Origin of the sequence: Cryobacterium roopkundense (assembly GCF_014200405.1) — a bacterium.
Classification (GTDB): Bacteria; Actinomycetota; Actinomycetes; order Actinomycetales; family Microbacteriaceae; genus Cryobacterium; species Cryobacterium roopkundense.
Map to the genome: position 1 here is coordinate 1,702,840 of NZ_JACHBQ010000001.1, position 11,637 is coordinate 1,714,476.

The following is an 11,637-nucleotide window of genomic DNA, read 5'->3' on the forward strand; positions in this document are numbered from 1 at the left end:
AGGCCGTCACGAGGAGAGTGTTATGACTGCACGTGGAGAAGTGAAGGGTCCCGAGGGTCTGGGCCGAATGTTGCAGCAGGGGCGCCTTGTGAGTGGGCTGACGCAGCGAGACCTTGCCGAGAAGCTGGATACGGACCAGAAGTATATTTGGGGTTTGGAGTCGGGCAAGAACACGATTGTGCTCGAGCGCATTTTTGCGATCATGCGGGAGACCGGTGTTCGTATGTACATGGAGGTTGACGACCGGGCGGATGAGTCCGGTCCCGGCGGGGAGGAGGAGGCCCGTGGCTGACCTACGCGTGGAAGTCTACGGCGAGCTCGAAATCGCATTCGGCTGGTCTGGGTTCACCCTGAGCAGCTTCGGGTCGTTGGGGGTTGGCAACTTGTACGTTCGGTCGTGAGCTCGATAGGCATCGATGGATCTGGGCACATTCGTCCAGGTTCAGGCAAGAATGAAGCGGAAATTAGCCTCCATTTGTGCAGGAAAGCTGCGGGTTCAGGCCGTAGCCGAACGACGCAGAAATCGCGGGGGAGAGGACGACGGCGGGCTTGCTGGACATGCCAAGGCCGTCGGCGCTCAGCGCTCTGACTGATGCGTGCGGTGTGTTTGCGCGTGCCACTCACGGTCCACCGTCAAGCAGAGATGATGGGTGTCCAAGAGCCCGCCAGCCTGAAATGGTTGGCGCGTATGAGCCAGGTCAGCGGGACTGACCTGCGGACAGGGTAAACGGGACTCTCTTGACGACGCGGGCCGTATAGACCAGTCACCTTGGGGTCATTCCCATATGGGTCCGGCTTGCGGGCAGCTGGTCGAGAGAACTATCTCGCCGTTAGATGCCTGGTGACGCCTTTGACCAAACGGGGACAAGCTGCTTGACGTCAGGAGGCCCCAGGAGGAAGGGGGTGACCTCGTGCTCGTAGTCGCGATAGGCGGCGGTGGTCAGGAAAGCGGCGGAGGCGGCCGCATCGCGATACACCTGGAATGCACACACGACGTCCGGGACGGCGGGGTCGACGCAGTAAAAGTAGGCGTCGTGGCCGTCGTTGGCCTGGACGGCCGGGGCCATGTGCCGGTGCCAGATCGCACGAACGGCATCGCGTTGACCAGGCTTGGTCCTGTGCGTGATCAATACGGCGATCTGAGACATGGTTGCCCTTTCGAATCTATCGAAACGAAGCGTTTCAGTTGGCAGCCTACACGGATCGTTTCGTTTCGTTAGACTCGCCCTATGACCGATCAACACCGCGAGAACCCGATTCCTCCCTCTCGGCGTTCATCAAGCACACACGAAGCGATTTTGAGGGCGGCGATCGAGCTATTCGAAACATCTGGATACTCACGCATGACCATCGACGCGATCGCGGACCGGGCTGGCGCGAGCAAAGCCACAATCTACCGATGGTGGGCGGGCAAAGGACCGATACTTCTCGAAGCGTTCCTGTCTGGGGTCGAAGCTGACATTGCTTTTCCTGACAGTGGGACCCTGCGGGAGGACCTTGTTGCACAGGTGTCCGCTCTCGCACACGTGCTCGGACAAACCAATCTGGGGCGGATGGCTGTCGCGCTGTTGGGCGAGGCCCAGCACGACACGCAGCTAGCGGCGGCATTCAGGTCGGGGTGGCTGGAGCCGCGGCGGACAGTCGGGCGCGAGGTCCTCTTCCGCGCCACTGAGCGTGGTGAACTGCGTGCTGATGTCGACCTCGAAGTCGTGCTCGACGGCCTGTACGGACCCGTGTACCTGCGGTTACTGTTCGGCCACGGTCCTCTGGACAGGCCCACGATCGAGACGTTGGTCGACCAGGTTCTGCAGGGAATTGCACGCCAGAAAGACGCTACAAGGAAGTGTTCGCCGGCCCACGCGAATCCGTCGGTGGAAACGGAACGCTGGGCCATCCTCACAGATGGCGCATGAGACCCACTCGTCCCGTAAGGGGGTCCGTCTTCGACGCCTCAGGTTTAGGGCCGGCTTCTTCAACGTGATCTCGATGGGGCCCGCGAATGGTCTAAAGCCGACATGAGCGGGCGATTCGGCTCGTGCACGCGGTGGACCAGGCGGTCACGCCCGCGAGCAGCCGCGTCGTCGGGCACGACGGAGTGGTGCGTCTTGAGCGCTGGGCGAGCTCTCACGTTGTAATCTTTTGTCGTGGAATTTGAATCGATGCCCGCGGTGGCGAGTTGGTTGCACCGAGATGTTCGCTCCGGGTTCGAGGTGTTGTTCGTGGAGACCAGCCCCGGTCGGATATCTCTTCGCGGCACGACGACCGCTGTCGAGGGCAACTCAACCTGGGCAGTGGGCTATGTCGTCGACCTTGACGAACACTGGAATACGCAAGGAGTTGTGGCGACAAACGCGACGGTGCGCGGCGAAGCCCGCCGTGCAATCCAGCGCCTCGGTGCCGGACGCTGGGCGATCGACGGAGTGCACGACCCTGCTCTGGACGGATGCTCCGACGTCGATTTCGAATCGTCGAGTGTCACCAACGCCATCCCGATCCACAGGATGGCGTTCGATGTCGGAGAGACCGTCGAAGCGCCCGCCGCATTCGTGCGCGCTGACGACCTGTCTGTGGTGCGCATCGAGCAGCAGTACACCCTCGTAGGCATTGGTGACCGCGAGATCACCTTCGATTACATCTCGGTGACCTTCGGTTTTGCCTGCCGACTGACCTTCGACGCGAGCGGGCTCATTCTCGACTACCAGGTATCGCGGTTCGTCACGGCTAGCGGACGCTACCGGCAGCCAGGCCGAGGATGATAAACGTCGAATGCCACGATTGCTGGCGAATCCCCCTACCTGAGCACCAAAGCTTGGACTTTGAAGTGGTTTTCGGTGTGCCCGCTGTCCTTAACTGGCCCAGCCCGTTGGGGGGTTCCTCAATGGTGTGGTTTCGTCCTGCTGCAGGGCGCTAGTCGGTTACGGCGCGCTCGGGGCTGAGGTCGCGCAGCATGACGAGCTCGCGCTGGCCACCTGGCAACAGATCGCCGGGTTCGTCGGAGAGGGCAAAGCCGTTTCTTTCGTAAGTTCGTCGGGCTGCTAGATTGTCCGGCATCACGGAGAGGGCGAGCGTCGCTGCGCCAGTAGTCGCCGCCCAGTGCGCGATGGCCGTAATGAGCGCAGTGGCGACACCACGACTGCGAACGGCGGGGTCGACCCACATTGAGATGAGTTCGGCGCGGCTGGCGGGGTCGGCGGAGGGGGTCCCCGTGGCCATGCCGACGGGAACGTTCCCGTCGATGTTGACGGCTAGTAAATCGATCGCTCCTGGGATGGACAGACGGTCACGCCATCGGTCATCCGGTGCGTCGGCCCACTCTTGCAGGCGTGAGCCGAAAGCGCTGGGTGCATCGGTCAGGGCCGCGAGCCGCACCGTCCGCCATTCCCGCCAGTCGTCGACGGATAGGGTGCGCAACTCGATGGTCATGGCCCGACACTACCGACTGGCACGACGTCGTGTGAAGCGACGATCACGATGGAGAGAGAGCTTCCCGAGTGAGTCTGTTGCTCCCAATGAGTGTCAAGCGGCTACGGGAGGGCGGCCGCGAGCCGCAATTTCGTCAAGCGTCCCCGTGCTGTGTCGAGGATCCGCACCGCCCATGGAACGATGGCCACATGGCATTTGGGTTGCATCACATTGAGATTTGGGTCGGTGACCTCGACAGCGCTCGAGAATCTTGGGGCTGGCTTCTCGCGCAGCTCGGATGGTCGGTCGATCAGGAGTGGGACAACGGCACCTCGTGGCGATGCGGCGACGTCTACCTCGTGACCACACGACCGCCGGCCCTCTCCGGTGACACACATGACCGGAGGCTCCCCGGATTGAACCACGTTGCGCTCCTCGGAGGCGCTCCGGCTGACATCGACCGCTTGGCTGGAGAAGCAGCAAGCCACGGCTGGAGCTCCCTATACGCAGATCGCTACCCCCACGCGGGAGGCCCCGCCCACTACGCCGTCTACCTCGAAAACGAAGCTGGCTTCAAAGTCGAGGTAGTGGGCGCATCCTGCCCCGCTCAGGGTTCCCAACTGACACGGCATCGACGCAGTTAGCCACCGCGTGGTGTAGCCCCAGATCTGTTGCGCTGGCCGTCACCCTACGGGCGCGATAAGGAGCCGTCAGTGGCTTGAATCAACATTGCAAGTAACTTCTGAAAGCAGCCAGAACGGGTACTGCTCAGACGCTTGCGAGGTGCTCGTGCATGTAGGCAGAGTGGAGAAGACCTGTGAACTCGGCATCCGCTATCAGTCGACGATCACCGATGCGGAATCGGCGATGCCAGGAGTCCACGAATTCATGACTACGCCGGCCATCTGCCCAACAGATTCGTTTCGACGAATGGGTTGGGTCTTCTGATCCACGCCAAGAGCATTGAGTTGGCGCTTGAGAATCTGCATTATTTCGCCGGAGAGGATGTCGGCTTCGGGCCAAATTACCGAGCTTCCATCCCAAAAAGCCAGGTTCCAAATCGTCGCTTCGCTCAGTCGTCCTTCAGAATCCTCAAAGGCGGCATCATCAAATCCTTGCAGGCTGGCCTGGTGAAGAAGCAGCGTCTTGGCCACTTCGCCGACGTGCTTGACATGTGGCAGGTCGCGCTGGTGGGAAACAACGTCTAACTCCAACGGTCCCACTGGAGCCGCGGCGGCGTCTGTGGTTCTGGTCAGCACGTCCAGATGAACCTCAGAGCGAGGGACAGCGAACTCTCCCGGGTGCGACGTGATGAAACAAGTTAAGGTCGCCCTGTGACACAACATCGGCGCACCCTGCCGCCAGGTGGTTTGGCCCCAGATCTGTCGCGGTAGCCGTCCCCCTGCGGGCGATCAGTCGCCCTTAATCGATTTCCAATCTGGAATGCTCGGTTAGCTCCGAAATCAGTCGTGCCCTAATGCACCTCCGAGCGTGTGCAAAATGTCGATTGGGTCGAGTTGAGGGCGCAATGTGGGCATCTCAGTCCATTTCGGCCTGTTGTCGCAACCAGTCCATGGCCAAAATGCTGGCGTTCAGAATTGAGACGTGGCCGTCTCGTGGCCGGATCCAGAGTTCGCCGTCGGGGAGGTGTTCGAGGAGCCACTGGGAGTGGGCGGGAGGGACGATGCGGTCATCGCCACCGTGTGCGAGGAGTACGGGTGTCCGGGCGCCTGACAGATCAACGTCCCATGGTTTTACGAAGGCAAGGTCGTCGGCGATCAGCCCCTCGGGGCCAGCTGCCGTCGCGGTCCCGGCGTCTGCGTTGAGTGATGCCCACTCCGATTTCAGCGCGGCGTAGTCTCGCGAATTGAAACTGTCTTCATCGAAGTTGGAAGTTCGTTCGTAGAGTACGCGGGCATCTTCTCCGTGTTGCGCCGCACGCAGGGACGGCCCACCGCCGGCCATTCCGGCGAACCAGTTGAAGTCCGTCGTGAAGGGCGCGAGACTCGCGAACGTTGCTGCAGCCCACACCCTGTCACCCAGAGTCGCGGCGCAGGCCAGGGCATGTGGGCCGCCCCCGGATGCGCCCATGACGGCGATCTGGTCGATGCCCATCGCATTGATGAGTTGCTCGACGGCGGCTGCGGCGTTATTGACGGTGCGACCGGGTTGAGCGGACGAGTCTCCGTAGCTTGGTCGTGCGTATGAGATCCAGCGGATGCCGCGCAGCGCAGCGGCTCGCAGGTGCGGTTCGAGGGCTGCTCCGGTTTGTGGCGAGCCGTGGTGCCAGACAACGGTGAGGGGAGCGTGAACTCCGTTGGTGCTGTCGTGAACATCCAGTGTTCGCCCGTCCGTAATGGTGATGTGCATCAGCGTCTCGTTTCTGCCAGGCGTCTGCCCAGGTAGCGTTTCTCGGTCTCTGATGGGGCCAGTTGAAGTGCATTTTCGTATTCGTTTGCGGCTTCGGTCCTTCGACCCATCCTGCGCAGCAGATCGGCGCGTGTCGCCGGGAGAAGGTAGTAGTCGTCCATACCCCGAGAGGTTACGAGCGCGTCGACAAGGCGTAGGCCGACTTCTAGTCCTTGGGACATGGCCACCGCAACCGCGCGATTGAGTTCCACGACCGGTGAGGGATCGATGACGGCGAGAGCGTCGTACAGTTCAGCGATGCGCGCGAAGTTAGTGCTTGAAGCCTCCGGAGCCTCGAGGTGGCAGGCGGCAATGCGGGCCTGCAGCTCATACCGGCCCGCGCGCGGTACCAGCGACCGAAGGATGGTGAGGGCCTCGGTGATGGCATCCCGGTCCCACAACGATCTGTCTTGCTCTTCGAGGGTGACGATATCTCCGACAGCGTCGGTGCGAGCTGCGGTACGCGCATGATGCAGCAACATCAGGGCAAGGAGCGCGCGAACTTCGTCGTCGTCGGGCATCAGCTCAACAAGCAGTCGGGTGAGGCGGAGTGCTTCACGAAGGAGACGAACTCGGATGAGAACCGCCCCGCCGGTAGCGGAGTACCCCTCGGTAAACAACAAGTACAGCACCGCCAGCACACCGTCCCGCCGTTCCGGCATGAGGTGGGGCGGTGGCACACGGTAGGGGATGCCCGCGTGCTTGATCCTTGCCCTGGCACGCACCAGTCTTTTTTCCATCGCCGGTTCGGTGACGAGAAAGGCACGCGCGATCTGCGCGGGAGTGAGGCCCGCTATCGTTCGCAGCGTCAAGGCAACGCGGGCATCCATTGGAAGTGCGGGGTGGCAGCAGGTGAAAATGAGACGAAGACGATCATCGATATCTCCACCAGTGTTCGGATCGGGCTCGACCGGTTCGTACTCTTTGACGGCAACCCGCCGAAGCGCGCGATCTTCCGCGCCCGCATGCCGAAGCAGGTCGATCGCCCGCCTCTTGGCCACCGTGGTCAGCCACGCGCCAGGATTGTCCGGAATACCACCTTTGCGCCAGTCAGAGAACGCCCTCACAAACGCGTCCTGTGCACAATCCTCGGCAAGGGCGAAGTCGCCTGTTATCCGAAGAACAGTGGAGATAATGCGCGCAGTTTCCTCGGCAGAGGCACGAGCGACAGCATCCGCTACTCGATCGGCCACATCGGCCTGATCTCGATCTGACCGAGCTGGGCCATCGGATGCCTCGACGCGATCTCAATCGCCTCGTCGAGGTCGCCGCACTCGATTACGTCATATCCAGCGATCCATTCCGTCGTTTCAGCGAACGGCCCAGCAGTGACGCTGAGGCACCCACCACGCAGTTTTACCGTGGTCGCAGCGTTCGCCGGGCGCAGACGGTCGCCGTGACGCCTGGTGCCCCCATCAGTTGTTTCGGCTACCCATTCCTCGATGGTGTGGACAGTCGGCTCGGTCGTCGGCGCCGTCGAGTCTGTGCAGATGAATAGCATGTATTCCATAAGTCGCTCCTTTGCTTGTCGTTGTGTGAATTCGACGTACTGGATGAACACCTCAGGACAGCGCGTCAAAACGCGGTGTCCTCATAGTCTTTCGCTGTACGTCGCAGTAAGAAAGACATTACTGAAGGAGATCCCATTGAAGTACATGATTTTGATCCACGCGAGTGCAGCCAGCGAACTTGCGATCCAAAGCGAAGCACTCGCTGAGTTCGAAGCCGCCCACGGCGCAGTTATCGGCGAGCTCTCAACCACCGGCGAGTTGATCGACACGCACGAGCTGGAAGTCCCCGGCGCGAAAGTGGTTCGCACTAACGGCGGTCTTTCAGTAACCGATGGACCATTCGCGGAAACGACCGAATGGGTGGGCGGACACTACATCATCGACGTCGCAAGCGAAGATCGCGCGATCGAGATTGCTGCACGCTTCGTTGAAGCCCGCTACGCGGCGGTCGAAGTGCGCGCCCTCGGTTAGGGGCTGGCTGTGTTCTACGGAACCGGACTTGTGATCGAAACGCCGGTCATCGCGATTCTTCTGGTCGTGCCCAGGACGGTTGGCTACGATGACCGACTCGGAATCAGCGCCCACAACGAGATTGGCATGTGGTGTCGCGTTGGAGGTTCCCCTCTGACACGGCCTCAGAGTTTTGGGCAGTTGCGCGGATCAGCCCTAGATCTGTTGCAGTTGCCGTCTGTCTTGCGGACATCACGCCGGACGGGAGACCATCCGTGCATTCATCTTCCACTACGAACGATTGATGAGTCTCGATCGCGAGGGTGGTGCGTCCAGCGTTGGAGCAGGTCGACGATCATGCGATATGGCGCAGTTCGCCGCGTGCGAAGGCGTAGCTGCGTTGCACGAGCCGCCAGACGGTGTCGAGTTCGTCCGCGGTGCGTGGCCCATAGACCATCACCATCACCGGCGGCCAAATGCCCATGTCGACGACCGGATGGTATTTGCCCTAACCCTTGTCGATCACGTCCCGCGCTTCTGATTGAGGGAGGTTGATGTGCACGCTGCCGCCGCGGGTTGAATACGAGGCCACGCCTCTTGGCCTCTCGTTGCAGCCAGCGTTTGAACGGCTTCTCCAGTGGTCTGAGGTGCATCTGGATCAAGTTGCGAAGGCTCGCAGAAATTTTGAAGCCCTGAGTCAGGACTGATCGAACGATGTGCGTACTATCGCGCCCAGCGCTAGTGTCATTCACGGCGCAACGCCCTTCTGGCCCGCAGAGGGTTTCCCCGGGATCGGAGCGAGAGTCAATGCTCGACGGTGTGGAGTTTGGCGATTACTGGCGGCGTTCTGTGGCTGCTCGATGTCGCATGCCTGGGCTTTGAGTCGTCTTACATCTCAGCACCAAGGCACTTCGGTCAATGCCTCGAAGTGTTGCCGGGGCCGAATGCGGCTATCGGGCGCTAGATGAATCCAAACAGGGGCATGCTTCCTTGCGTGCCCTGTCAGCCGAAGTCGACTCAATCGGCCGGTGCGTAGCGGAGCGCGACCACGCCACTGGCGAATCGCGTTAGCCCGAGCAGGCGCAAAGCGGGAGCGCCCTCGACGTCTTCAAACAGGCGTTGCTTGACCGAACCAACAGCCATCGGCGTGAGCCAGAAATGATACTCGTCAACCAATTTGTGCTGCAGGAGCAGTCGGTCCAGCGGCCCGGTGCCGTATTTGATGATGTTTTTGCCGGATTGGGATTTCAAGTCCCGGACAAACTCGACAAGATCCCCCACGATCGGCTCGGCGTTCCAGGTGAGGTCCGTCAGCGTGGTCGTGGCGACGTGCTTGCGGATGGTGTTCATCCGACCCACGAAGTCGCCGAAGACGCTGTCCGCTGGGGCATCCATGCTGGGGTAGGCCGAGGAGAGCCCTTCGTAGGTTTTTCGGCCGAGAAGGAGCGCATCTGCTGATTCGAGGAGATCTCGGGAGTACCGGTTGTGTTCGTCATCGAGATACGGAGTTGTCCACTCCAAGTCACCGACCTCGCCGCCAAGGGAGACATGTGTGGCTTCGATCAGTTTTCTCATTGTGATTCCTCTCGAGCGTAGTCACAGCGCTGTAAAGATCCGGCAATTGATTCGACGCACCAGCACGACCCGCATTTGCCTTGCAGGCACCAGCAATTTCAGACTTTGATCTCAGACTACGGTTTACTTGTAGAAACTCCACCCCTCATCGGGACGTGACCCGGTCATTGCGGCTTGAAGGCTTCTCTGTCCACTCGTGACCTCGCCAAGCATCGATTGAACTCGGAACCAACGTCGCGGTTCCGGAGAGACCGAAGTGGAGGTTGGCCTTCATTTCCGCGGGAAGCTGCAGAGTCCATGCGCACTCCAATCGCGCAGAAGTTGCGGGGGAGTGGACGACGGCGACCTAGTTGGTCACGCTCCGGAGGTCACGCTCCGGAGGTCACGCTCCGTTTTCTGAATGTGGTCCGTGTGGCGTATTTGGGAGAGCCCTCAAGGTTCAACATCGTTAAGAAATGGCTGTTTAAGTAAACCCAACTCGGACCAATTTGGGCAATCCAAGCGGGACCCCCAGGTCAGGTCGCAACGAGTGATACTGAATTATTCGCGTAGAGGTTCTTTATATTGATGAGTGTCCGAACTGGGTCGAGGAGGGGAAGCGGGTGGAGGCGGCCCTGACCGTGGTTGGTCTTGGTAACGTCGAGGTGACGCATCGCACGCTAAACCTGAATCCACCGGTCGACCTCAGATTCTGACGGCGCGTTAAACCGAGAATACCCCTCTGATCAGCTAAAATAGTTGTTACTTAGACAAACTATTCAACGATCAAGGAGGCATCTCGTAGATGCAACTTTCTCACACTCACCGGTCCTTTTCTGCATCCTTCGACGACCCCAATCTCGTGTCGTCGGCCGGACTGGTGCCCACGATGGCTCTGGCCGAGAAAACAGGCCTCGGCGCGCTGGTCGATGAGTGGGTGAAACTGCCCGGTTACTTCGGCGCGAATGCCGGCCTGAAAGCGCTGGCACTGGTCGCAGGAATGCTCACCGGCGCCGACTCCATCGACGATATGGCCGTGCTCCGGCACGGCGCTCTCCGGAAATTGTTCACCGGAACCTATGCGCCCTCGACCCTGGGATCGTTCCTGCGCGCGTTCGCTTTTGGCCATGTCCGCCAGCTCGACGCCGCCGCGTCCCGGTGGCTGCAGAACCTCGGCGCCGTCACGCCGATCGTGACCGGTATCGACGACCTCGCCCTGGTCGATATTGACGACACCATCAGGGAAGTGCACGGATATAAGAAGCAAGGCGCCGGGTTTGGCTACTCCGGTGTTCGCGGCCTCAACGCCCTGCTCGCCATCGTCAGCACCGGATCGGCCGCTCCGATCATCGTCAGCTCCCGGCTACGCAAAGGCCCCACCAACTCCGCCCGCGGCGCAAAGAAATTCGTCTCCGACACCCTCGCGACCGTGAAACGACTGCGCAGCCCAACCGCAAAAGGAATGCTTCTCCTCCGAGCCGACAGCGCCTACTACGTCAGCGCCGTCATCCAAGCTGCCCTCCGTGCCGGGGCGATGGTTTCGATCACGGCACGCCTGAATTCATTGGTGAAAGCGGGTATCAGCACCATCCCCGATACCGCGTGGACCCCGATCAAATACACCAATGCGATCTTCGACGACGCCACCGGGCGGTGGATCTCCGACGCGGAAGTCGCCGAAATCCCCTTCACCGCGTTCGGCTCCAAGAAGAAGAGCGAACAAATCCCTGGACGCCTCGTCGTGCGCCGCATCCCGGAACTGAACAAGACCGTCGCCGCCGGGCAAGGCACCCTTTTCGACCTGTTCCGCTTTCACGCGTTCTTCACCACCAGCACCCTGAACACCGTTGACGCCGACAAAACCCACCGCCACCATGCGATCATCGAAAATTTGAACGCCGACATGAAAGCGTCGGCGATGGCGCACTTCCCGTCCGGCGTATTCACGGCCAACGCCGCCTGGCTGGTGCTGGCCTGCATCACGTTCAATCTCACCCGCGCCGCCGGCACCCTCGCCAATCCCGCCCTCGGAAAAGCCGTCACCGCGACCGTTCGCCGCAAACTCATCAACGTCGCCGCCAGAGTATCCACGTCGGCACGACGCGTCACATTGCACCTGCCCGAAAGCTGGCCCTGGGAAGAAGGCTGGTCGGCGCTGTTCACCAGCGTTTGCAACCCGCCCGGCCGCGCCGCCACCTAACCATCGAGCCCGACCGGGCGCAACCAGGAACCCCAGTGGAACACCCAGGCATCAAGGCCCACAGCTCGACCGAGCCCAAAACCCCGAAAAAGGATCGCGCCCAAATCAAGA

14 protein-coding genes and 1 pseudogene are annotated in these 11,637 nt (G+C 61.0%); 7 read left to right on the forward strand and 8 right to left on the reverse strand.

The genetic code is table 11. The features are described from left to right. Window positions 1–22 precede the first annotated feature (22 nt). Window positions 23–292 carry a helix-turn-helix domain-containing protein gene (locus tag BJ997_RS07945; RefSeq protein ID WP_035836962.1) on the forward strand — a complete coding sequence of 90 codons (270 nt, stop codon included), beginning with the start codon at window positions 23–25 and terminating at the stop codon, window positions 290–292. Between the two features lie 538 nt (window positions 293–830). Here BJ997_RS07945 and BJ997_RS07950 read toward each other — a convergent pair. Then, window positions 831–1,148: a putative quinol monooxygenase gene (locus BJ997_RS07950; protein WP_035836961.1), complete on the reverse strand. Its 318-nt coding sequence runs from the start codon at window positions 1,146–1,148 to the stop codon at window positions 831–833. An 81-nt stretch (window positions 1,149–1,229) separates the two neighbouring features. Between BJ997_RS07950 and BJ997_RS07955 the strand changes: the two genes are divergently transcribed. Then, window positions 1,230–1,913 carry a TetR/AcrR family transcriptional regulator gene (locus BJ997_RS07955; protein WP_084141249.1) on the forward strand — a complete coding sequence of 228 codons (684 nt, stop codon included), beginning with the start codon at window positions 1,230–1,232 and terminating at the stop codon, window positions 1,911–1,913. 231 nt (window positions 1,914–2,144) lie between these two features. Continuing rightward, entirely contained in the window at window positions 2,145–2,756 is a 612-nt protein-coding gene (locus tag BJ997_RS07960) for a putative glycolipid-binding domain-containing protein (protein ID WP_152602206.1), read from the forward strand. A 151-nt stretch (window positions 2,757–2,907) separates the two neighbouring features. Here the strand turns inward: BJ997_RS07960 and BJ997_RS07965 are convergent, their stop codons facing one another. Further along, window positions 2,908–3,423, reverse strand: coding sequence for a GNAT family N-acetyltransferase (locus BJ997_RS07965; protein ID WP_035836960.1), 516 nt, complete (start codon window positions 3,421–3,423; stop codon window positions 2,908–2,910). Window positions 3,424–3,611: 188 nt separating this feature from the next. Between BJ997_RS07965 and BJ997_RS07970 the strand changes: the two genes are divergently transcribed. Then, a complete protein-coding gene (locus BJ997_RS07970) occupies window positions 3,612–4,046 on the forward strand; it encodes a VOC family protein (RefSeq protein WP_035836959.1) in 435 nt (144 codons plus the stop codon). A gap of 192 nt (window positions 4,047–4,238) precedes the next feature. Here the strand turns inward: BJ997_RS07970 and BJ997_RS07975 are convergent, their stop codons facing one another. The 4 genes from BJ997_RS07975 to BJ997_RS07990 all read right to left on the reverse strand — a co-directional run bounded on the left by BJ997_RS07975 (window position 4,239) and on the right by BJ997_RS07990 (window position 7,321). Then, the gene (locus BJ997_RS07975) at window positions 4,239–4,748 is read right to left on the reverse strand and encodes an aminotransferase class IV (RefSeq protein ID WP_084141247.1); all 510 of its coding nucleotides are present in this window, start codon (window positions 4,746–4,748) and stop codon (window positions 4,239–4,241) included. Window positions 4,749–4,941: 193 nt separating this feature from the next. Next, window positions 4,942–5,772 (reverse strand): alpha/beta fold hydrolase, encoded by an 831-nt coding sequence (locus tag BJ997_RS07980; protein ID WP_035836958.1) that lies wholly within the window; start codon window positions 5,770–5,772, stop codon window positions 4,942–4,944. Next, window positions 5,772–7,004, reverse strand: coding sequence for an RNA polymerase sigma factor (locus BJ997_RS07985; RefSeq protein WP_035836957.1), 1,233 nt, complete (start codon window positions 7,002–7,004; stop codon window positions 5,772–5,774). Before BJ997_RS07985 ends, BJ997_RS07980 begins: the two co-directional genes overlap by 1 nt. Further along, window positions 6,989–7,321, reverse strand: a complete 333-nt coding sequence (locus tag BJ997_RS07990) for a YciI family protein (protein WP_035836956.1) — start codon at window positions 7,319–7,321, stop codon at window positions 6,989–6,991. Before BJ997_RS07990 ends, BJ997_RS07985 begins: the two co-directional genes overlap by 16 nt. 145 nt (window positions 7,322–7,466) lie before the next feature. On the opposite strand from BJ997_RS07990, the gene BJ997_RS07995 reads away from it, so the two are divergent. Further along, complete coding sequence (locus tag BJ997_RS07995) at window positions 7,467–7,793, forward strand: YciI family protein (protein WP_052542297.1); 327 nt, start codon at window positions 7,467–7,469, stop codon at window positions 7,791–7,793. A gap of 334 nt (window positions 7,794–8,127) precedes the next feature. Here BJ997_RS07995 and BJ997_RS21750 read toward each other — a convergent pair. Then, a pseudogene (locus BJ997_RS21750) lies at window positions 8,128–8,262 on the reverse strand (hypothetical protein); the annotation flags it as partial. A 64-nt stretch (window positions 8,263–8,326) separates the two neighbouring features. On the opposite strand from BJ997_RS21750, the gene BJ997_RS22080 reads away from it, so the two are divergent. Then, window positions 8,327–8,479 (forward strand): winged helix-turn-helix transcriptional regulator, encoded by a 153-nt coding sequence (locus tag BJ997_RS22080; protein WP_084141245.1) that lies wholly within the window; start codon window positions 8,327–8,329, stop codon window positions 8,477–8,479. A gap of 310 nt (window positions 8,480–8,789) precedes the next feature. Here the strand turns inward: BJ997_RS22080 and BJ997_RS08005 are convergent, their stop codons facing one another. Further along, the gene (locus BJ997_RS08005; RefSeq protein ID WP_035836954.1) at window positions 8,790–9,347 is read right to left on the reverse strand and encodes a dihydrofolate reductase family protein; all 558 of its coding nucleotides are present in this window, start codon (window positions 9,345–9,347) and stop codon (window positions 8,790–8,792) included. Window positions 9,348–10,131: 784 nt separating this feature from the next. Between BJ997_RS08005 and BJ997_RS08010 the strand changes: the two genes are divergently transcribed. Continuing rightward, window positions 10,132–11,526, forward strand: coding sequence for an IS1380 family transposase (locus tag BJ997_RS08010; protein ID WP_035841044.1), 1,395 nt, complete (start codon window positions 10,132–10,134; stop codon window positions 11,524–11,526). Window positions 11,527–11,637 lie beyond the last annotated feature (111 nt).